General features: G+C 71.1%; 18 protein-coding genes and 5 tRNA genes. 13 read left to right on the plus strand and 10 right to left on the minus strand.

All coding sequences use genetic code 11. From position 1 onward, the window contains the following. The first annotated feature begins 163 nt into the window (after positions 1-163). Entirely contained in the window at positions 164-817 is a 654-nt protein-coding gene (locus AZE13_RS04520) for a DUF4360 domain-containing protein (protein WP_066926954.1), read from the plus strand. A 208-nt stretch (positions 818-1025) separates the two neighbouring features. Further along, positions 1026-2951 carry a dihydroxyacetone kinase family protein gene (locus AZE13_RS33680; RefSeq protein ID WP_079123670.1) on the plus strand — a complete coding sequence of 642 codons (1926 nt, stop codon included), beginning with the start codon at positions 1026-1028 and terminating at the stop codon, positions 2949-2951. A gap of 93 nt (positions 2952-3044) precedes the next feature. On the opposite strand, the gene AZE13_RS04530 is transcribed toward AZE13_RS33680, so the two are convergent. The 8 genes from AZE13_RS04530 to AZE13_RS04565 form a co-directional block, all read right to left on the minus strand. Next, the gene (locus AZE13_RS04530; RefSeq protein ID WP_073447656.1) at positions 3045-3623 is read right to left on the minus strand and encodes a GTP-binding protein; all 579 of its coding nucleotides are present in this window, start codon (positions 3621-3623) and stop codon (positions 3045-3047) included. Continuing rightward, positions 3604-4215: a DUF742 domain-containing protein gene (locus AZE13_RS04535; protein WP_107288231.1), complete on the minus strand. Its 612-nt coding sequence runs from the start codon at positions 4213-4215 to the stop codon at positions 3604-3606. Before AZE13_RS04535 ends, AZE13_RS04530 begins: the two co-directional genes overlap by 20 nt. An 84-nt stretch (positions 4216-4299) precedes the next feature. Next, complete coding sequence (locus tag AZE13_RS04540; RefSeq protein WP_018087204.1) at positions 4300-4713, minus strand: roadblock/LC7 domain-containing protein; 414 nt, start codon at positions 4711-4713, stop codon at positions 4300-4302. Between the two features lie 10 nt (positions 4714-4723). Next, entirely contained in the window at positions 4724-7906 is a 3183-nt protein-coding gene (locus AZE13_RS04545) for a nitrate- and nitrite sensing domain-containing protein (RefSeq protein WP_079123671.1), read from the minus strand. 459 nt (positions 7907-8365) lie between these two features. Then, the gene (locus tag AZE13_RS04550) at positions 8366-8959 is read right to left on the minus strand and encodes a GTP-binding protein (protein ID WP_066926960.1); all 594 of its coding nucleotides are present in this window, start codon (positions 8957-8959) and stop codon (positions 8366-8368) included. Continuing rightward, positions 8940-9353 (minus strand): DUF742 domain-containing protein, encoded by a 414-nt coding sequence (locus AZE13_RS04555; RefSeq protein WP_066926961.1) that lies wholly within the window; start codon positions 9351-9353, stop codon positions 8940-8942. The genes AZE13_RS04550 and AZE13_RS04555 overlap by 20 nt, the downstream gene beginning before the upstream one ends. A gap of 107 nt (positions 9354-9460) precedes the next feature. Then, complete coding sequence (locus tag AZE13_RS04560; protein WP_066926963.1) at positions 9461-9874, minus strand: roadblock/LC7 domain-containing protein; 414 nt, start codon at positions 9872-9874, stop codon at positions 9461-9463. 9 nt (positions 9875-9883) lie between these two features. After that, positions 9884-13654 (minus strand): nitrate- and nitrite sensing domain-containing protein, encoded by a 3771-nt coding sequence (locus AZE13_RS04565; RefSeq protein ID WP_066926965.1) that lies wholly within the window; start codon positions 13652-13654, stop codon positions 9884-9886. Positions 13655-14271: 617 nt separating this feature from the next. On the opposite strand from AZE13_RS04565, the gene AZE13_RS04570 reads away from it, so the two are divergent. From AZE13_RS04570 to AZE13_RS04615, 10 genes are all read left to right on the plus strand, one after another. Next, entirely contained in the window at positions 14272-14475 is a 204-nt protein-coding gene (locus AZE13_RS04570) for a hypothetical protein (protein ID WP_066926967.1), read from the plus strand. A 131-nt stretch (positions 14476-14606) separates the two neighbouring features. Then, positions 14607-15380 (plus strand): fumarylacetoacetate hydrolase family protein, encoded by a 774-nt coding sequence (locus tag AZE13_RS04575; RefSeq protein WP_066926969.1) that lies wholly within the window; start codon positions 14607-14609, stop codon positions 15378-15380. Next, on the plus strand, positions 15373-16857 hold the full coding sequence (gene gltX / locus AZE13_RS04580) for a glutamate--tRNA ligase (RefSeq protein ID WP_066926971.1): 1485 nt from the start codon (positions 15373-15375) through the stop codon (positions 16855-16857). Before AZE13_RS04575 ends, gltX begins: the two co-directional genes overlap by 8 nt. Positions 16858-16991: 134 nt before the next feature. Further along, entirely contained in the window at positions 16992-17579 is a 588-nt protein-coding gene (locus AZE13_RS04585; RefSeq protein WP_066926972.1) for a Uma2 family endonuclease, read from the plus strand. A gap of 5 nt (positions 17580-17584) precedes the next feature. Continuing rightward, positions 17585-18322, plus strand: a complete 738-nt coding sequence (locus AZE13_RS04590) for an HAD family hydrolase (protein WP_066926973.1) — start codon at positions 17585-17587, stop codon at positions 18320-18322. 91 nt (positions 18323-18413) lie between these two features. Next, a tRNA-Gln gene (locus tag AZE13_RS04595) sits at positions 18414-18485 on the plus strand. A gap of 21 nt (positions 18486-18506) precedes the next feature. Continuing rightward, positions 18507-18579: transfer RNA gene (locus tag AZE13_RS04600), tRNA-Glu, on the plus strand. 61 nt (positions 18580-18640) lie between these two features. Next, positions 18641-18713: transfer RNA gene (locus AZE13_RS04605), tRNA-Glu, on the plus strand. Positions 18714-18729: 16 nt separating this feature from the next. Further along, positions 18730-18801, plus strand: a tRNA-Gln gene (locus AZE13_RS04610). Between the two features lie 42 nt (positions 18802-18843). Next, positions 18844-18916 (plus strand) — tRNA-Glu (locus AZE13_RS04615). Positions 18917-19064: 148 nt separating this feature from the next. Here AZE13_RS04615 and AZE13_RS04620 read toward each other — a convergent pair. Continuing rightward, entirely contained in the window at positions 19065-19712 is a 648-nt protein-coding gene (locus AZE13_RS04620; protein WP_066926975.1) for a MerR family transcriptional regulator, read from the minus strand. Between the two features lie 88 nt (positions 19713-19800). Between AZE13_RS04620 and AZE13_RS04625 the strand changes: the two genes are divergently transcribed. After that, positions 19801-20280, plus strand: a complete 480-nt coding sequence (locus AZE13_RS04625; RefSeq protein ID WP_181690243.1) for a DUF4188 domain-containing protein — start codon at positions 19801-19803, stop codon at positions 20278-20280. Between the two features lie 114 nt (positions 20281-20394). Here the strand turns inward: AZE13_RS04625 and ndgR are convergent, their stop codons facing one another. Further along, positions 20395-21111 carry an IclR family transcriptional regulator NdgR gene (ndgR, locus tag AZE13_RS04630; RefSeq protein WP_066926977.1) on the minus strand — a complete coding sequence of 239 codons (717 nt, stop codon included), beginning with the start codon at positions 21109-21111 and terminating at the stop codon, positions 20395-20397. Between the last annotated feature and the right edge of the window lie 212 nt (positions 21112-21323).

Consider the following 21323-nt stretch of genomic DNA (forward strand, 5'->3'; position numbering starts at 1 on the left):
CGCAACGGCGAGAAACCGCCACGGCGGGACAGCCGAAAACGTGGGAATCAGGCCAAAGCGCAGCGGAACGGCTGTTCAAGCCAAGATCCCCGTGCTGGCATGCGCTCGTCATCCCACTCCTGGTGCCCGCCTGCGGGTCCAGGACGACTGGAAGGAAGCGCCCATGCTCAGCACGCTCGGTGCTGGTGCCGCAGCGGCATCCTTGCTCCTCGGATCGGCGGCTCCCGGCACGTCCGTGCGGTTCGGTGACGACCCGCCCACCGGCAAGATCACCATAACCGTCGCCACGGTCAACGGATCGGGTTGCAGACCCGGCAGTGCCGCCGTGGCCGTCGCTCCCGACAACACCGCCTTCACCGTCACGTACAGCGAGTACCTCGCCCAGGCGGGCGGCGGCAGCAAGCCGACCGACTCCCGCAAGAACTGTCAGATCGCCCTGGACGTCCACGTCCCGCAGGGCTTCACCTACGCCGTCGCCCGGGCGGACTACCGCGGCTACGCCTCGCTGGCCCCGGGTGCCAAGGGGATGGAGCAGGCGAACTACTACTTCCAGGGCCAGCAGGAGACGGCCCGCAAGAGCCACGCGTTCGCCGGTCCCTACGACAGCAACTGGCAGACCTCCGACGAGACCGACATCGACGCGCTGGTCTACGCGCCGTGCGGCGAGCAGCGCTACTTCAACATCAACACCGAACTGAGGGTGGACCGCGGTACGTCGGACCCCAAGGCCACCAGCTACATGGCCATGGACTCCACCGACGGCAGCATCAACACCCTCTACCACTTCGCGTGGAAGGAGTGCCCCGCCCGTAAGTAGCCGGTCCTGTGCGCGCCACCCTGCGGCCGGTTCGGCGGCGGGGTGGCGCCCGCATCAGGAATTCTGAGAACTTCACATCTGTGGTGTGATGTTGCTCTTGTTTGGTGGCTGAGCTCGCAAGTGGACGGGAGAATTTGGTCGTAAGGGGTGACGGATCTGTGAAGTGGGTGTTAAATCCACCAGGGACAGAACAAAGGAGTGTGCCCTGATGACCATCACCCCCGCCGGCCTCGGACACCGCCCCGAGACCTTCCGTGAGGACTGGCTGGAAGGACTCGCCGATGCCTATGCCCGCACGGTCCGCCGGGTGCCGGGTGCCTATGGCGTCGTCGGGCGTCACGCGCCCCGCCCCGGCAAGGTCGCGGTCGTCATCGGCGGCGGCTCCGGCCACTACCCGGCCTTCGCCGGCCTGGTCGGCCCCGGGCTCGCGGACGCCGCCGCCGTCGGTGACGTCTTCGCCAGCCCCGGCGCCGAGCAGGTGTACCGCACCGCGCGGGCCGCGGACGGCGGCGCCGGCGTCCTGCTCAGCTACGGGAACTACGCGGGCGATGCCATGCACTTCGGCCTCGCCGCCCGCCGGCTCGCCGCCGAGGGCATCGAGACCCGTACGGTGCTGGTCACCGATGACGTGGCCAGCGGCCCGCCGCCGGTGGCCGGGCTGCCGGTCGACCCGTCCCGCGACCGCCGCGGGGTGGCCGGGGCCTTCTTCGCCTTCAAGGTGGCCGGCGCGGCCGCCGAACGCGGCGACGACCTCGACACGGTCGCCCGTCTCGCGACCCGCGCCAATGAGCTGACCCGCACTTTCGGCGCCGCCTTCGCCGGCTGTACGCTCCCGGGCGCGGGCGAGCCGCTGTTCTCGGTCAACGCCGGAACCACCGAGCTGGGCATGGGCATCCACGGCGAGCCGGGCCTGCGCACCACCCGCTCGCTGACCGCCGCCGAGCTGGCCGACGAACTCGTCGACAATCTGCTGCCCGAGCTGCCGGAGGTGCCGGCGGGCGGCGGGGGCCGGGTCGCGGTGCTCCTCAACGGTCTGGGCCGGACCAAGTACGAGGAGATGTTCGTGGTCTACCGCCAGGTCAACCGGCGGCTGCGGGCGGCGGGGCTGGTCCCGTACCGTCCCGAAGTCGGCGAATTCGTCACGTCCTTCGACATGGCCGGCGTCTCCCTGTCGCTGATGCTCCTGGACGAGGAACTCGCCGCGCTCTACGCCGCCCCCTGCGACACCCCGGCCTTCCGCAGCCTGCCGGGCGACCGGTGCACCGCCGCCGCCGACGACGACGCACGGTCCGAGGAGCCGGCCTCCGTGCCGTCCGGCGCCTCCACCGCCTCGTCGGGCGACGTGACAGCCGGTCCTCGGCACCTGACATCCGGCCCTCAGCACGTGATGTCCGGTTCTCAGCACGCGACGCCCGGTCCCCGGCACCTGACGGCGGATCCCCTAAGGGACGCGGCCGTCGATCCCCTAAGGGTCGCCAAGACCCTCACCGGGGGGCTACCCGTGACGGCGGCGCTGCAAGCGGCCCTGGACCTGGTGGCCGCGAACGAGGGCGAGTTGGGGCGGCTGGACGCGGTGGCCGGCGACGGGGACCACGGCATCGGGATCGTCCGTGGGCTGCGTGCCGCCGTGGCCGCCGCCCGCACCGCCGAGCCCGGGCCGGCCGGTGACCCGCGCTCGGCCGGTACCGCTCTGCTCGGCGCCGGACTCGCACTCGCCGACGCCTCCGGCGGCGCCTCGGGCGCCCTGTACGGCGCGCTGCTCGCCGAAACCGGTGCCGTACTGGCCAAGGCCCCGGCGGACGGCGGCGGTTGCCCCGCCGCGCTGCTCGCGGACGCCGTGGACGCCGCCCAGCGCGCGGTCGGCGAGCTCGGTGGCGCGCGGGTCGGCGAGAAGACCATGCTGGACGCGCTGGACCCGTTCCGCCGTGAACTGCGCGCCCGGGCGGGGGAGGAGCTGCCCCAGGCCTGGCGGGCCGCCGCGGAGGCCGCCACCCGGGCCGCCGACGACACCGCCCACCTCACCCCGGCCCGCGGCCGGGCGGCCCGGATGGGAGCGCTCGGCTACGGTCACCCGGACGCCGGGGCCACCTCGCTCGCCCTGATCCTCACGGCGGTCGGCGAGACGCTGGGCTGAGTCCCCCGGACCCCGTAGCGGCCGAAGGCCCCGGACAGGCAGGTGTCCGGGGCCTTCGGCTGCTACCGCGCCCAACGGGCGGGGCCGCAGGCCCTAGCGCAGGCGGGCCATCAGGGCGTGCTCGACCAGGGTGATGAGCGCGCTCTTGGCTTCGCTGCGGTGCCGTGCGTCGGTGGTGATGATCGGTGCGTCGGGGCCGATCTGGAGTGCCTCCCGGACCTCGTCCGGCGTGTAGGGCTGGTGCCCGTCGAAGCCGTTGAGGGCGATGACGAACGGCAGGCCGCTGTTCTCGAAGTAGTCGACGGCGGGGAAGCAGTCGGCGAGGCGGCGGGTGTCGACGAGGACGACGGCGCCGATGGCGCCGCGGACCAGGTCATCCCACATGAACCAGAAGCGGTCCTGGCCGGGCGTACCGAAGAGGTAGAGGATCAGGTCCTGGTCCAGGGTGATCCGGCCGAAGTCCATGGCCACGGTGGTCGTGGTCTTGTCCGGCGCGTGGGTGAGGTCGTCGATGCCCGCCGACGCGGAGGTCATCACGGCTTCGGTACGCAGCGGATTGATCTCTGAGACGGCCCCGACGAACGTGGTCTTGCCCACGCCGAAGCCGCCCGCCACCACGATCTTCGCGGAGGTGGTGGAGCGGGCTGCACCGCTAGAGCTTGCGAAGTCCACTGAGCACCCTTTCGAGCAGTGTCACATCTGGCTGTCCACCGGCGGTCTCGTCCCCGCCGGGCTGATGGATGGCGACGAGTCCGGCCTCCGCCAGGTCGGCGACGAGGATCCGGGCGACGCCGAGGGGGATGGAGAGAAGCGCGGAGATCTCGGCAACTGACTTGATCTCGCGGCAGAGGTGGCAGATGCGCTGGTGCTCCGGCAGCTGGCCGTGCAGCCTCGTCGGGTCGGCGGTCGTGCTGACCAGCGCCTCGATGGCGAGCTGGTAGCGCGGCCGGGTCCGGCCCCCGGTCATGGCGTACGGGCGGACGAGCGGGTTGTGCCCGCCGCCGGGAGTGGGCTCGGGGGCCTTCCGCTGCGGCTGCACCGGCTGGATGCGCGGTGCCTGCGGCTCGTCGTACACCGACGGCTCGTACGGCTGGGAGCCGTACGGCCGGGGCTGCTGCTGCCGGGGCTGTGGCTGCGGCGGCTGGTGCCGCTGCGGCCGACGGCTCGGCGCAGAAGGGAAGTTGAAGCGGTTGTGATGGGTCTCGCCCACAGGTCCGGGCTCCTGCCCGGAACCGTACGGGTATCCGCTCGGGGGCGTTGCCACGTCTCCTCCTCCAACTTGCCTGTCTGACGCCGGTCGCGCCACCGAACCCTAAGGCCAGGTGGCGGGAAACGCACTGCCTGTACGTTAGTTGAGAAGGCTGCCCTGCAGTTCGGCGCGCAGGTCGGGAGTGAGTACCGTGCCCGCGCGGTCGACCAGCAGGGCCATCTCGTAACCGACGAGGCCGATGTCGCACTCCGGGTGCGCCAGCACGGCCAGCGACGATCCGTCCGAGACGGACATGATGAAGAGGAAGCCGCGCTCCATCTCCACCACGGTCTGGTTGACACTCCCGCCCTCGAAGATGCGGGAGGCGCCGGAGGTCAGCGACGTCAGCCCGGAGGCCACCGCCGCCAACTGATCGGCTCTGTCCCGAGGGAAGCCCTCGGACATGGCGAGGAGGAGACCGTCCGCGGAGACCACGACCGTGTGGGACACCCCGGGGGTGTTGTCCACGAAGTTGGTGATCAACCAGTTCAGATTCTGCGCCGCCTGGCTCATCGGGCTCACACTAACGCTCCTGATCGTAGGTGCTGCCGGGGCCGAAGCCCTGTTGGTCATTCTGGGGGACCCCGGAAGGGTCCGTGCCGACGTTGCGTCCCTGCTGGACACCGCGGCGCAGGTTGCTCAGCCTGCCGCGGACGTCCTCCGGGGCGCGGGAGACCTGGGGGCCGCCCTGCGGGGTCTGCTCCGCGGTGCCCTCGACCAGGTTGGCCTTGGGCACCCGCCGGGGGAGGCCGGAGGAGGTGACCCCGCCCGCCGTCGGCCGGCGTACCCGCTCCGCCCGCTCCCAGCGCTCATCGTTGGAGCTGCGCCATTCGGAGCCGTCCTGGCCGGTCTCCGGCGTGCCCCGCTGCTGAACCTGAGGTGCCTGCTGGTCGCCGCCTCCGCGGCGCGGAAGGCCTGCGTCCGTCAGCGAGGGAGCATCGCTCGGTGTGGGGCCCGGACGCTCGAATGGTACGCGCTCGGGGGCTTCGGCGGGAGCGGGAGGTGTATTCCGGTCAGATTCCGCTTGCGCACCGAAGTAGCCCTCGAACGCGGGGTGTTCGGCCCATTCGGCCGGCTGCGCCGGTTCGTGCGGGGCGAAGGGCTGCTGGCCGGTGGTCTCCGAGGGGTGCGGTTCGGCGAAGGCCTGGCCGCCGTGCGACCGGCCGCCGTGGAACGGCTGATCGCCTTCCGGATACGCCGGGGCGTGGCCCCCGGGAAACTCCTGGGCGATGCCGTCCGGGTAGCTCTGGGCGGGGAGGTCCTGGTGTTCGGTGGTGGCCGGAATCTGCTCACGGAAGAGCGGATTCGCCAGGTGCTGACCGAGGTCGTGCTGACCGAGGTCGTGCTGTTCGGTGCCGGGCTGACCGGCGGCGGCCGCGTGGCCGGCCGCCTGGGCCTCCAGGGCGGCCCGGCGCTCCTCGCGCATCAGCGAGCGGCCCATCATGTCCAGGTCCGCGCCGTCGGTACGGCCGTAGCGGCTGTCGTCGAAGCCCAGCTCGGCGGCGGTGTGCTGGTGACCCTCGTGCGCGCCCTGCGGGTGCTCCGGGACGATCCGCGACACCGTGAAGGCGTCGTCGAACTGCTCGTCGTCGCCGCCACCGCCGTGGGTGATCGCCTCGGGCAGCATGACCAGCGACGTGGTGCCCGCCTGCTCGCCGGAGGGGCGCAGCTGCACCCGGATCCCGTGCCGGTCGGCCAGCCGGCCGACCACGAACAGGCCCATCCGCTGGGAGATCGCGGCGTCCACGCTCGGCGGGTTGGCCAGCTTGTGGTTGATGTCCGCGAAGTCCTCGGGGGTCAGCCCGATGCCCTTGTCGTGGATCTCGATCATGACCCGGCCGTCGGGCAGCCGGGTGGCGGTCACCCGCACCTTGGTCTGCGGGGAGGAGAACGTGGTGGCGTTCTCCAGCAGCTCGGACAGCAGGTGCACGAGGTCGGTCACGGCGGTGCCGTGGATCTCGCTCTCGGGGACCCCCGAGAGGTCGATGCGCTCGTACGACTCGACCTCGCTGATCGCCGCGCGCAGCACGTCGACCAGCGGCACCGGCTGGTTCCAGCGGCGGCCCGGCTCCTCGCCCGCGAGGATCAGGAGGTTCTCGCCGTTACGGCGCATACGCGTGGCGAGGTGGTCGAGCCGGAAGAGGCTCTCCAGCTGGTCCGGGTCCGCCTCGTTGTTCTCCAGGTCGGTGATCAGCTCCAGCTGACGCTCGATCAGGCCCTGGTTGCGGCTGGAGAGGTTGGTGAAGATCGCGTTGACGTTGCCCCGCAGCAGCGCCTGCTCGGCGGCGAGCCGGACGGCCTCGCGGTGCACCTGGTCGAAGGCGCGGGCGACCTCGCCGATCTCGTCGGTGGTGCCGATCGGGATGGGGGTCACACGGGTGTCGACCCGGCCCGGCTCGGTCCGCGAGAGCTGGTCGACCAGCATCGGCAGCCGCTGCTCGGCCACGTCGAAGGCGGCGTTGCGCAGCTTGCGCATATTGCGGCTCATCCGGCGGGCCATCAGGCCGGCCACCACGAACGCGATGATCAGTGCGGCCACCACGATGCCGGAGTCGATGAAGACGGACCGCTGGGCGTCGGAGGAGATCTGCGCGGCCTCGTTCACGGCCTTGTCCGACAGGTCCTTCTCGATGGACCGGTACATGTCGAACACGCCGGTCGCGGCCGCGAAGAAGCTGTCGGAGGTGACGCCCTTCGGGCTCAGCGTCTCCGGTGCCGCGCCGCTCGCGATCAGGGTGACCATCTGGTCCATGGACGGCGGGGCGCGGAACGTCCGGCCGGCCGCCTCGGCCTGCTGCTTCGCCTGGGCGATCCGCTGCTCGGCGGCCTGCTTGAGCCGTTCGGTGTCCTTCCGCAGCCGCTCGACGTCCTCGGGGGTGCCGCCGGAGGTGTACTCGTTGGCGGCGATGCCCTCCAGGTAGCGGTACGACGCGAAGGCGGTCAGCTGCTTCTTGTGCTCCTTGCCGCCCTGCGGGGACGCCGGGTCGATCAGGAGGTGGGTGCCGATGGACCGCTCCAGCGACTCGGCGGCCTTGGCCAGTGCGATCGCGTAGACGGTGCGGCCGTAGGAGGTGATGTTGCCGGTGCCCAGGCCGAGTTCGTTGGCGAACTCCATCAGGGGGTGCTGGACCGCGACATAACCCTCTTCGGTCTTCACCCCGGGGAGCTTGGCGGTGTAGGCGGCCTGGCGCAGCTCCTGGAGCTTGGGCTCGGACTTCTCGAACGCGGCGAGCCGGCGCTTGAGGCCCGGCGTGTCCGGTATGGCCTTGGCGGCCTCGTGGAACTTCTCGGCGGCGTCGTCGGTGGCGTCCCGCGCCTGCTGGACGACCGGGTCGTCCTTCTTGCCCTGGAGCAGCGGTGCCGTGGTGCGGTCCCGCTCGTCGATCAGGGCGTTGCTGTAGGAGAGCGCGGCGCGCACCAGTTTCGCGGTGTTCTCCGCGTCCCGCGCCTCCTGCCAGGTGTCGAGCGAGCTGTTCACCCGCAGGCCGCCGAAGACCAGCGCGATCAGAACGGGGATCAGCAGAATGGCGTTCAGGCGGGTGGCCACCCGCCAGTTGCGCGGGGAGAACCTGCCACCGCTGACCGGGGGCTCCGCGACCGGGTTCTCGGGTGCGTCGGAAGCCGGAACGCCACCTTTGGGTGGCGGGGTGAAGTTGCCCCGCCGCGGTGGTTCCTGCGGCTCGGGGCTCGACGTGCTTCGCCTCACTCGACCAACAACCTCTCGGCGCCGGCACTGTTCGGTGTGCCGTTTCTTCTGGGCGTTCCTACTCCGGAGTTCAGCGAATTTCAGCACGTCAGGGCGGTGCGTTCCAAACACTGGACAAAGCGGGAGAAGGCTTGAAAGCACCTCAGATAAAAGGGGCGTTAAGGGCGAGAGGCGTCAAAAGACGGGCGCATTGTGCGCGCAGCGAAACCGGGCATGCGCGCGGCGTGGTGAAACTCCGCTGATTCAACGTCGAAACGTTATGAAGCCTCTGCGTGGTCGTGTCGAAGGACACAGATCGACTTGTGCATAACGGGAACCGGTACCGGGCAGGGGCAGGCGCGTGAAAGGCGACTTCCCCACGGCCCGCGCCAACTTCCGTACGGCCCAGGCCAGATGACCCGGCGGGGCCGCCGGTCCCAGGGCCGGTCCGACGGTCCGCGTGGGCCCGTCGGACCGGCCTTAGCGCAGGCGGGCCATCAGCGCGTGCTCGACGAGAGTGATGAGCGCGCTCTTGGCCTCGTTGCGGTGCCGTGCGTCGGTGGTGATGATCGGCGTCCCGGGGCCGATCTGCAGCGCCTCCCGGACCTCGTCCGGCGTGTAGGGCTGCTCCCCGTCGAAGCCGTTGAGGGCGATGACGAACGGCAGGCCGCTGTTCTCGAAGTAGTCGACGGCGGGGAAGCAGTCGGCGAGGCGGCGGGTGTCGACGAGGACGACGGCGCCGATGGCGCCGCGGACCAGGTCGTCCCACATGAACCAGAAGCGGTCCTGGCCGGGCGTACCGAAGAGGTAGAGGATCAGGTCCTGGTCCAGGGTGATCCGGCCGAAGTCCATGGCCACGGTGGTCGTGGTCTTGTCCTGGACGTGGCTGAGGTCGTCGATCCCCGCCGACGCGGAGGTCATCACGGCCTCCGTACGCAGCGGATTGATCTCCGAAACGGCGCCGACGAACGTGGTCTTGCCCACGCCGAAGCCGCCCGCCACCACGATCTTCGCGGACGTCGTGGCGCGGGCCCCGGCCCCGTCGAAGCCGCCGTCAGAGCTTGCGAAGTCCACTGAGCACCCTCTCCAGCAAGGTCACATCCGGCGTGCCGCCGGCCTCGCCACCGCCGCCGGGCTGGTGGATCGCCACCATCCCGGCCTCCGCCAGGTCCGCGACCAGGATCCGCGCCACACCCAGCGGGATGTGCAGCAGAGCCGAGACCTCGGCGACCGACTTCACCTCACGGCACAGGTGGCAGATCCGCTGGTGCTCGGGCAGCAGCCCGGGCAGCTGGGCGGGGTCGGCGGTCGTGCTGACCAGCGCCTCGATGGCGAGCTGGTAGCGCGGCCGGGTCCGGCCTCCGGTCATGGCGTACGGGCGCACCAGCGGCTGGTCACCTTCGTCCCCGTACGGCGCCTGGTCGTAGGCGGCGCCGTACGGGCCGGAAGTGGCAGGTGGCGGGGTCATGGGTCCTCCGGACGGGACAGGAAGCACTGTCGTCGGGTCGAGCCGATGGGGGGTGGCGTCGGACGGATGGATGGACGGGAGCGGAGCCGGGGGGCGCTGCGGGCGCCTCAGTTCAGCAGGCTGCCCTGGAGTTCGGCGCGCAGGTCGGGGGTGAGTACCGTGCCCGCGCGGTCGACCAGCAGGGCCATCTCGTAACCGACGAGGCCGATGTCGCACTCCGGGTGCGCCAGCACGGCCAGCGACGATCCGTCCGAGATCGACATGATGAAGAGGAAGCCGCGCTCCATCTCCACCACGGTCTGGTTGACGCTCCCGCCCTCGAAGATGCGGGAGGCGCCGGAGGTCAGCGACGTCAGCCCGGAGGCCACCGCCGCCAACTGATCGGCACGGTCGCGGGGGAAGCCCTCGGACATGGCGAGGAGGAGACCGTCCGCGGAGACCACCACCGTGTGTGACACCCCGGGGGTGTTGTCCACGAAGTTGGTGATCAACCAGTTCAGATTCTGCGCCGCCTGGCTCATCGGACTCAACTAACGCTCCTGCTGGTGAGTGGGGTCGACAATGCCGTGGTTGCCGGTGCTCGACGACCCGGCCTGCCGGCCCTGCTGGATACCCCGACGGAGATTGGTCAGCCGCCCGCGCACATCGCTGGGCGCACGCGAGACCTGTGGACCGCTCTGGGTGGACTGCTGCTGTTGCGCCGTACCTGCCACGAGGTTCGCACGCGGGACCCGGCGGGGCAGCCCGGAGGTGGTGACACCGCCCGAGGCCGGCTGGCGGACCTGCTCCGCCTGCCGCCACGTCTCGTCGTTGGGCGAGGTGCGCCACTGCCCGGTGGACCCGTCCGGCTCGCCGCCGCCGGGCACACCGCTGACGGGTGCCTCGGCGCGCGCGGCGCCGTTCTGCGCGGCACCGGTCTGGGCGGCGCCGGTCTGCGCGGCACCGGTCTGGGCGGCGCCGGTCTGCGCGGCGCCGTGCTGCGCGGATTCCCGGCGCGGCAGCGGCGGCTGCGTCGTTGCGGGTGCCGGTGCCGGGCCCTGGTCGGCGCCGTCCTGCGGCGGCACACCGGCCGCGGCCGCCGCGGGAGTGTTGAACCAGGTGGACTCGACGGTGTCGAAGATCGGCGTACGGCCGTCCCCGGGGCCCGCGTCGCCGCCGCCGAGCACATCGGCCTCCGGCGCGCTGTGCTCCTGCGGCTGCTGCTGGGCCTGCGGCTGCGGCTGCGGAGCCGGGAACTGCCCGGTGTTCTGGGAGTCGTCGGCGTACGGGGCGTGCTCGGCGTCCGGCTGCCGCAGCTGACGGGCGTCGTGCCGGCCGGTCTCGTACGGGTCGGCCGGGCCGGTCTCGTACGGGGCGGCCTGCGCGGTCTCGAACTGCCCCGTCTCGTACGGGTCTGCCGCGGGCCGCGGGAAGCCGCCCGTCTCGTACTGGCCGGTGTCGCCGTCCGGACGGGTGAAGCGGCCGGTGTCCTCGGCGGTACCCGTGGAGCCGTCCGCGGCCGGCGGCGGGCCGGTGAAGTCCGGACGGGCGAACGCCGCGGTGTCACCGGGGCCGCCGCTCGGCGCGGGCCGTTCGAAGCCGGCGGGGCCGCCGCTCGGCGCCGGGCGTTCGAAGCTGCCCGTGCCGCTGCTCTCCGGTTCCTCGTGGCCGCGCGGCTGGTCCTGCGCCTCGCGCGGCGCCAGCGGCCAGTCGTCGGAGCCGCCGCGCTCACGGCGCGCGCCCCAGCTCGTACCGCCCTGCGGGCGACCGCCACGGGGGCCGTCCTGGCCACCGGCCGGCGGACCGCCCGGCAGCTCGCCCGCGGCACCGCGCTTCGGCAGCTGCGCGGGCTCGTCACGCCGCGGCGCGCCGGTGGGCGGCGCCACCGTGCCCGCGGGGCCGTTGTCCGCACCACGTACGGGCAGCGAGGGACGTCCGGCGGACGGAGCGGGCGCCGCCGGGGAGCCCGCTCCGGGTGCGCCCGCGCCGGGCGACGCGGTACGGCCGCCCTGCGGCGCGGCGCCGAACGCACCGGCCGCGCCGCCGTCGGGACCGCCCCGGCCGGGCAGCGCGGGACGGCCGCCGGCACCCGGGCCCGAGCCGACCTGGCCGCGCGGCTGGAGCCCCGCGAGCCGGCTGGTCGGTGCGCCGCCGCGGTCGCCGGCACCGCCCTTGCCGTTGGCGGGCGCCGGCTTCTTGCCGCCCTGGGCGAGGTCGACCGGCAGCATGACGAGTGCGGTGGTGCCGCCGGAGTCGGAGGGCCGCAGCTGGATCCGGATGCCGTGCCGCAGGGACAGCCGGCCGACCACGAACAGACCCATCCGCCGGGACACCGAGACGTCCACGGTCGGCGGGCTGGCCAGTCGCTCGTTGATCGCCGCCAGGTCCTCGGGGGACAGGCCGATACCGGTGTCGTGGATCTCGACCAGGACCCGGCCGTCGGGCAGGGCGTGGCCGGTGACCTTGACCTTGGTCTGCGGCGAGGAGAACGAGGTGGCGTTCTCCAGCAGCTCGGCGAGCAGGTGCACCAGGTCGTTGACGACCCGGCCCGCGACCTCGGTCTGCGGCACCGCGTTGAGCTCGATGCGCTCGTACTGCTCCACCTCGGAGGCCGCCGCGCGCAGCACGTCGACCAGCGGGACCGGCCGGGTCCACCGGCGCCCCGGCTCCTCACCCGCGAGGACGAGGAGGTTCTCGCCGTTACGGCGCATACGGGTGGCGAGGTGGTCGAGCTTGAAGAGCGACGACAGCTGGTCCGGGTCGGCCTCGCGGGACTCCAGTTCGGAGATCAGCGAGAGCTGACGCTGGATCAGGCCCTGGCTGCGGCGCGAGAGGTTGGTGAACATCGCGTTGACGTTGCCCCGCAGCAGCGCCTGCTCGGAGGCGAGCCGGACCGCCTCGCGGTGCACGTCGTCGAAGGCCGCGGCCACCCGGCCGATCTCGTCCCGGCTGTGCACACCGACCGACTCCACGGAGGTGTCCACGTCCTGCGGGTCGGACTCGGACAGCTGCTTGACCAGCTCGGGCAGCCGGTCCTGGGCGACCTTCTGCGCGGTGTCCTGCAGTCGGCGCAGCGAGCGGACCATGGACCGTGCCACGACGAACGCGCCGACCAGCGAGACGCCGAGGACGAGCAGGATCACCGCACCGTTGATGATCGCGCCCTGGGTGGCCTCGTTGCGCAGCTCGCGGGACGCCTGCTCCATCTCGTCCAGCAGGGCCGCCTCGATGCGCGACATCTCGACGATCTTGACGGTGTCCGCGTCGTACCAGTCGAGGTACCGGTAGTCCTGGCTGCGGATGCCGGCGTCGCTGGCGAAGGCGCGGTGGGCGAAGGCGACCGCGGCCTTGATCTCGTCGTTGTTGCCGTCCAGGCCCTTGGTGAGGGCGTTGGCGTCCTTGGCGTAGATCTGCTGGAAGCGGGCGCGGGCCGCCTTCTCGCTGTCCTCGGCGTTACGGCCGGACTGCCGGTCGTTGGGGGACAGCTCGGGGCCGCCGTTGTGGGCGAGGCCGGCGCTGACGAGGGCACGCTGGATCGACGCGTACTCCTTGGCGGACGAGAACGCCGCCAGCGCACGGGTCGAGCGGATCATCTCCGGGTTACTGGTCGCCTGGGCCATGTCCTGGGAGAGCGACAGCAGGGAGTTGATCAGCTGGTCGTAGGCCGAGATCGTCCGCGCGGCGTTGTTGTCGTCCTTGTAGGCGTTGGCGCGGATCTCGTTGAGGGTGTTGAGCTGGCGGGTGATCTCCAGGATGGTCGCCCGGACGCCGGACATCGTGGCGTCCTGGCCCCGGATGTCGTCGGTGGCCTGGTTGAACTTCAGCTTGGCGTTGTCGGTCGCCTCACGCGGCGCGACGACGTTGGCGTCGTCCTTGGTGTTGCCGCTGCCCGCCAGCGGACCGGCCGACTTGTCCCGCTCCTCCTGGAGCGCGTCGGCCAGTTCGGTGGCCTTCCGCGTCATGTCGGTGAGCAGCTGCATCTTGTCGAGCTGGTCGATGTTCTCCAGCTCGTACCCGATACGCATACCGCCCAGCGCGGTCGCGGCGATGACGGGGAGCGCGAGCAGGGAGACCAGGCGGGTGCTGATGCGCCAGTTGCGCAGCGCTATTCGCGAGCCGGGGCCGGTGGCACCGTCGCTCGCCGCCTTGGCGCCGCCGTCCGCGGCATCACCGGCCGACGCCTGGCTGCCGCCGTCGGCGGGCAGCGCGCCCGCGGCGGAACCCTTGCTCCGCTCGCGCTGGGGCGAGGCGGCGCGGTCGGTCCCGCCGCGCAGCTCCGGGTCCGCCGCAGCGGTGCCTTCCCTCTTGAAACGTCCCTGCACTAGCGTCGCAACCTCTGGACCAGGCGTCCCACCTCGGCGGGACGGTGTCGAGTCGTATGGGGACCGCGAACTCCCCCCATGGCGGTCGTAGGTGACCGGCGGGCCGCCCCCTCTGGCCGAGAGAGCCGCACCACCGCGCGCGGCGCCACTTTGCGCCCTGCGCGCCGGCTGAAACGTGCGGCGGTCCGTGGAATTCCAGCACAGTGCCGGATCTCCAACAAGAGCGGATCCCCCTGCTGTGACATGGGTGACTCAATGTGTGGACGACATTACGACTTGTACAAACTGCTACGGCAGATAACGGACTTTTGCCTGCGAAACCCTCGCCTTCCCAGGCTGTCCCAGGTGCGGTGATCGGGAGCGGAACGTGCGCTTCAATCCGCCATTGTCCGATTCGCGCAGGGGCGGTGATCATGGGAAATGCGGCATTTGTCACACACCTCGTGAGCAAACTCACAAGCGGATCGCTGAGTTTCCTTGGACTTCGCAGGGAATAGCGCGCATAGCCTGACGCTTTACACAGTTGCCGGTTACGACAAGGCGTCGTACCGGCAACGCTTTTTGCCCTCCGCGGCTTCCGACAGCTTTCGACACCTGACCATGCGAGGCACGCAGCAGTGAAGACGACGATGATGTTCCGCAACATAGCCAACCCGCGGCGCACCACCCTGGCGCATCTGACCGACGCCGACGAGCTCGGCGCCCAGGCCCCCGAGGCGCCGGAGCACACCGTCGAACTGCCCACCCGGACGGCCAACCCCCGGCGCACCGTCCTGATGGAGAAGCCGGCCGAGAAGCCGCAGCAGGACGTCTCCGCCTGACGTTCCCGCCCGGCGTCCCCGCCCGGCACCGCGGACGTCACCGCGCACAGGGTCGGCGAGGTGGCCGCGCCCCCGCGATAGCCTGGAGTGTCAACTCCCGGCCAGTGATCAATGAGGGGCAGCGGCAACCCGTGCGCATCGCCAGATTCTCCATCGACGGCAACGTCGGCTTCGGCGTCCTCGAGGGCGACGAACTCGACGTCATCAAGGGGCATCCCTTCGCGGAATTCGAGCGCTCGGGTCAGAAGGTCCCCCTCGGCAAGGTCCGGCTGCTGCCGCCCGTCCTGCCCAACAAGGTGGTGGCGATCGGCCGCAACTACGCCGAGCACGCCGCCGAGCTGGGCAACGCCGTCCCGGACGTGCCGGTCACCTTCTTCAAGCCGTCCACCTCGGTGATCGGCCCCGGCGACCCCATCGCGTACCCCTCCTTCTCCCAGGAGGTGCACCACGAGGCGGAGCTCGCCGTCGTCGTCGGCCGGATGTGCCGCGAGGTGCCCCGCGAGCGCGCCAAGGACGTCATCCTCGGCTACACCTGCGCCAACGACCTCACCGCGCGCGACGTCCAGCAGCGCGAGAAGCAGTGGGCCCGGGCCAAGGGCTTCGACAGCTCCTGCCCGCTCGGCCCCTGGGTCGAGACCGGCCTGAGCACCGACGACATCGCCGCGGGCCTCGCCGTCCAGTGCACCGTCAACGGCGAACAGCGCCAGCTCGGCCGCACGAGTGACATGGTCCGTCCGGTCGAGGACCTGATCGTCCACATCACCGAGGCGATGACCCTGCTCCCGGGCGACGTCATCCTCACGGGCACCCCGGCCGGGGTCGGCCCCCTCAACGTCGGCGACGAGGTCGCCGTCACCATCGAAGGCATCGGCACTCTCACCAACAAGGTGATCAAGCGTGGCTAACGCGACCCCCGTCCGCGTACGTTTCTGTCCCTCCCCGACCGGTAACCCCCATGTCGGCCTGATCCGTACCGCCCTGTTCAACTGGGCGTACGCCCGGCACAACAAGGGCAGCCTGGTCTTCCGTATCGAGGACACCGACGCGGCCCGCGACTCCGAGGAGTCCTACAACCAGCTGCTGGACTCCTTCCACTGGCTCGGTTTCGACTGGGACGAGGGCCCCGAGGTCGGCGGCCCGCACGCGCCGTACCGCCAGTCCCAGCGCATGGACATCTATAAGGACGTCGCCGACAAGCTCCTCGCCGCCGGCCACGCCTACCACTGCTACTGCACCACCGAAGAGCTCGACGAGCGCCGGGACGCCGCCCGCAAGGCCGGCAAGCCCTCCGGCTACGACGGCACGTGCCGCACCGTGACCCCCGAGCAGGCCGCGGCGTACGAGGCCGAGGGCCGCAGCTCCATCGTCCGCTTCCGGATGCCCGACGAGCCGATCACCTTCACCGACCTCGTCCGCGGCGAGCTGACCTTCACCCCGGAGAACGTCCCCGACTACGGCATCGTCCGCGCCAACGGGGCACCCCTCTACACCCTGGTCAACCCGGTCGACGACGCCCTGATGGGCATCACCCACGTCCTGCGCGGCGAGGACCTGCTCTCCTCCACCCCCCGCCAGATCGCGCTCTACCGGGCCCTGATCGAGCTCGGCATCGCCTCCTCGATCCCCGAGTTCGGGCACCTCCCCTACGTCATGGGCGAGGGCAACAAGAAGCTCTCCAAGCGCGACCCGCAGGCCTCCCTCAACCTCTACCGCGACCGCGGCTTCCTCCCCGAGGGCCTGCTCAACTACCTGGCGCTGCTCGGCTGGTCCTTCTCGGCGGACCAGGACATCTTCTCCGTCTCCGAACTGATCGAGAAGTTCGACATCGCGGACGTCAACGCCAACCCGGCCCGCTTCGACCTGAAGAAGGCCGAGGCGATCAACGCCGACCACATCCGGCAGCTGGCCGTCGAGGACTTCACCCGGGCCTGCGAGCCCTGGCTGAAGGCCCCGCACGCCAACTGGGCCCCCGAGGACTTCGACGAGGCCGCCTGGCGGGCCATCGCCCCGCACGCCCAGACCCGCCTCACGGTCCTCTCCGACATCACCGCCAATGTCGACTTCCTCTTCCTCCAGGAGCCGGTCGAGGACGAGGCCTCCTGGGCCAAGGCCATGGGCAAGGGCGACCCGGCGGCTCTCCTCACCACCGCCCGCGCCAAGCTGGCGGCCGCCGACTGGTCCGCCGGCCCCGAGCCCCTCAAGGCCGCCGTCCTGGCCGCCGGCGAGGAGCACGGCCTCAAGCTCGGCAAGGCCCAGGCCCCGGTCCGGGTGGCCGTCACCGGCCGCACGGTCGGCCTCCCCCTCTTCGAGTCCCTGGAGATCCTCGGCAAGGACCGCACCCTCGCCCGGATCGACGCGGCGCTGGCCAAGCTGGCGGTCTGATCCTCGTACGAGCGACCCGGGCTCGGAAGCCGATACGGCTTCCGGGCCCTTGGTGTATCCAGGGGCGGACTACAACCTGGACAATGACCGTGATAGAGGCAGAGACACGAGCAGAGGCAAGAGGAGTGCTGACCATGACCGCGCTCGCCGACCGGCCGCAGATGCTGCTGAGCGAATTCGAAGAACTGGCTCGTTTCGCTGCCCGCACCGCCGAGGGGCTGCGTCTGGAATTCATCGACGGAAGGCTTGGAGTAAAGGCAGTGCCGGACGGGGACCACGGCAGGATCATCCAGTGGCTGACGCGCATCTGTATGCAGGTAAGGCCTGAGCTCTGGCTCCATCCGGACCAGGGGCTGGAGATCAAGACGTACCGCGGCGGTCGTGCGCGGCCCGATGGTGCCCTCGCTTCCAGCGATGCCTTTGTCGGCGCGGGGGAGTGGGCCTCCCCGGAGGAGGCCGTCCTGATGGTCGTCGAGGTCACCTCGTACGACTCCGACACGGATCGGCGTGATCGGCAGGAGAAGCCCCGCGCCTACGCTCAGACCGGCATCCCGGTCTATCTGCTGATCGACAGGGACACCTGCGAGGTCACCGCCTATTCCGAGCCTGAAGGTGAGAGGTACGGGAAGGCCTTGACCGTGTCCTTCGGCAAGCCGGTGCCCCTCCCCGACCCGGTCGGCATCGAACTCGACACCGGGCCCCTCAAGGACTGGGTGCGCTGATCCCCATGCCCCTCCACGCCGTCCTCTGGGACATCGACGACACCCTCTTCGACTACACCGGGTCGGACCGGGCCGGGGTGCTGCGGCACCTCGACGCGGAAGGGCTGATGGCGGAGTACGGCGGGGAGGCGGCGGCACTGGCGCGCTGGCAGGAGGCCATGGAGCGCGAATTCGCCCGCTTCCTCGCCGGTGAGCTGGGATTTCACGAGCACCGCCGGGAGCGGGCCCGGACGTTCCTGGGGGCCGCGCTGAGCGATGACGAGGCGGACGCCTGGTTCGGGCGGTATGTAGCGCACTACGAAGCGGCCTGGGCGCTCTTCCCGGACTCCGCGCCGGCCCTTCAGGCGCTGGCTCCGCTGGTGCGGCAGGCGGTGCTGTCGAATTCCGGGACCGCCAATCAGGAGCGCAAGCTGGCCGCCCTGGGGATCCGTGACCGCTTCGAGGCGGTGCTGTGCGCCGATGAGCTGGGACACGCCAAACCCGCCCCGGAGGCTTTCCAGGCCGCCTGTGCGGCGCTGGCGCTCCGGCCGGCGGAGGTGGTCTACGTCGGCGACCGGCTGGACATCGACGGGCTGGGGGCCCGGGACGCCGGTCTGACCGCCGTATGGCTGGATCGTGCCGGCACCTGGGCGGACGCCGGGGACGAGCTGCCGCCGGGGGTGCGGCGGATCGGGAGCCTGGCGGAGCTCCCCGGGCTGCTGCGCGGAGTTATCGGTTTTGGTGCCCCGTCCGCGATCAGGTAATGTTCTTCCTGCGCCGCCCGAGAGGGCCGAAAGGTCCGGCCGGGAAGCGTAGATCAAAGAGAGGCCCCCGAGCGAGGGGGTTGCGATTTGATGGCCTATGGTGTAATTGGCAGCACGACTGATTCTGGTTCAGTTAGTCTTGGTTCGAGTCCAGGTAGGCCAGCTCGCAGAGCTCATCTGCAAAGCCCCCGTTGTGTAGCGGCCTAGCACGCTGCCCTCTCAAGGCAGTAGCGCCGGTTCGAATCCGGTCGGGGGTACAGATCCTTCCCGGGGAGACAGCCGGGTCGCACCCACTGTCTCTCACGCAGGATCGCTAGGGCCCCCGTTGTGTAGCGGCCTAGCACGCCGCCCTCTCAAGGCGGTAGCGCCGGTTCGAATCCGGTCGGGGGTACTGGTCTAAACCACCATGGGCTATGGTGTAATTGGCAGCACGAGTGATTCTGGTTCATTTAGTCTAGGTTCGAGTCCTGGTAGCCCAGCGCAGCATGTCCCTGGTGGCAGGCTGAACTGCAAGAAGACTTGCCCCCGTTGTGTAGCGGCCTAGCACGCCGCCCTCTCAAGGCGGTAGCGCCGGTTCGAATCCGGTCGGGGGTACGGAAGGGAAGGCCCTCCGCGATTGCGCGGAGGGCCTTCCCCTTTGCCGATCGCCTTGAGCGATTTCCTGCGCCGGACCTCTTTCCGGCCTGTTCCCGGCCGCTTCCCGGCCTGTTCCCCGCCGATGGCCGGCCTGGTGAGGAGCGGATCAACTCTCGCGTCCGAAGCGCTTGTTGGACTCCTCCGCCTCCGCCAGCCGGCGCAGGCTCAGCAGTACCGGCTCATAGAGCACGGTCAGGGCCACCGCCGCCTCCACTCGTTCCGCCGGCGTCCCGTACTCCTCGACCAGATCCAGGTCGGCGACGGCAAGCTCGGACGCCTGGCGGGCGTACCGGAGCAGATGCGCGGTGTCGCAGGCGTAGCCGAGGCGGTGCAGCGCGGCGATGGCCGCGACGAGCATCTGGAAGGCCCGGGGGGAGTCCGTGCGCTCCAGGTTGAAGCGCCAGCCCAGGCGCTCCAGCAGCTCGGTGGCGGTGCGCCGGGCGACGTCCGTCGACGGGTCGTGTTCGTCGGGCTCCGGGCCGTGCGGCAGCGCCTGAACGGCCGTACCGAGGCGGGAGAGCTGGTCGCGGGCGTCGTCCTCGACGGCGGCCACCACTTCGCGGGCGGTGCTGACCGGTACCCGGCCGATCTGGATCAGGGCGCGCACCAGCCGGAGCCGCCGCAGGTGCTCCTCCCCGTACTCGGACCGGGTGGCGGTGACCGGGCGGCCCGGCGGCAGCAGCTGCTCACGCAGGTAGTACTTGATCGTGGCGGTGGAGACCCCGCTGCGTTCGCTGAGCTCTGCCAGTCGCATATCGGCTTGCACCCTTCATTGGAGAGTGGCAGTATCCAATCATGGATAGCGGCGCTATCCGATGACGTAGGCGACCGAGGGGGCCGTGATGAAGAGCGAGCCGGTGCAGGGGCGGATGACCGCGGACGGTGCGGGGGAGGTGGTGGTCTTCCTCGTCGGGATGAGGATCAACAACTGGTGGGCGGTGCGCAGTTGGCTGCCGGTGCTCCGGGCGATGCCCCCGATGATCAAGGAGCTGGCGCGGAACCGGGAGTGGGGGATGCTCGGCTACCGGGCCCTGGGCGGGCTGCGGAACTTCGGGGTCCTGCAGTACTGGGAGTCCAAGGAGAAGCTGCTGGCCTACGCCGCGGACCAGAGCGGTGCGCACCGGCCGGCCTGGTCCGCCTTCAACCGGCGGGCCCGGGAGGGGCGCGGCGGGGTCGGCATCTGGCACGAGACGTTCGTGGTGCGGGAGGGCTCGTACGAGAACGTCTACGTCGATATGCCGCCGAGCGGGCTGGGAGCGGCCCGGGGTGTGGTGCCGGTCGGCCGGCGCGGGGAGCGCGCGGCGGACCGGCTGGGCGGCTGATCGACCCAGCCCCCTGTCGGCGGCCTGTGGGGCGGTCGTGGCGGCGCCCGGCCCGTACGGAGGGGTCCGTGTGCGGGCCGGGCGCTGTCGGGTTCGGTGTGCGAGCGGCTGTGGTCAGCTGTTGCGGCGCAGGCCCTCGGAGAGGCGGGCCGCCGCGTCGACGACCGCCTGGGCGTGCATCCGGCCCGGGTGGCGGGTCAGCCGCTCGATCGGCCCGGAGACCGAGACGGCGGCCACCACGCGGTTGGAGGGGCCGCGTACGGGGGCGGAGACCGACGCCACGCCGGGCTCCCGCTCGCCGATCGACTGGGCCCAGCCGCGGCGCCGTACGCCGGACAGCGCGGTGGCCGTGAACCGCGCGCCCTGGAGGCCGCGGTGCAGCCGCTCGGGCTCTTCCCAGGCCATCAGGATCTGGGCGGCCGAGCCGGCCTTCATGGGGAGCGTGGAGCCGACCGGGACGGTGTCCCGTAGTCCGGACAGCCGTTCCGCCGCCGCCACACAGATCCGCATATCACCCTGGCGGCGATAGAGCTGGGCGCTCTCGCCCGTCACATCGCGCAGGTGGGTGAGCACCGGTCCCGCCGTGGCCAGCAGGCGGTCCTCGCCGGCCGCCGCGGCCAGCTCGGCGAGCCGTGGGCCCAGGATGAACCGGCCCTGCATGTCCCTCGCCACCATCCGGTGGTGTTCCAGGGCCACGGCCAGCCGGTGGGCCGTGGGCCGTGCGAGCCCGGTCGCCGCGACCAGCCCGGCGAGGGTGGCCGGACCGGACTCCAGGGCGCTCAGAACCAGAGCCGCCTTGTCGAGAACGCCGACACCGCTAGAGTTGTCCATGCAACGATACTCGCGTCTCACAGTATGAAACGCAAGTTCAATTTTCCGGGGAAGTCGTCAGTCTGTAGACGGGGCTCCCGACCGGGCCCGGCGTACCGCCCGGCAGGGGCATGACTGCAGGCGACCGCGCATGGACGAGCAAGGCCGGCAGGCGGCCGGCCGGAGGGAAAGCGATGGGACGGACACTCGCGGAGAAGGTCTGGGACGACCAC

The organism is Streptomyces sp. NBRC 110611, from assembly GCF_001590865.1.
In the GTDB taxonomy this organism is placed as follows: Bacteria; Actinomycetota; Actinomycetes; order Streptomycetales; family Streptomycetaceae; genus Streptomyces.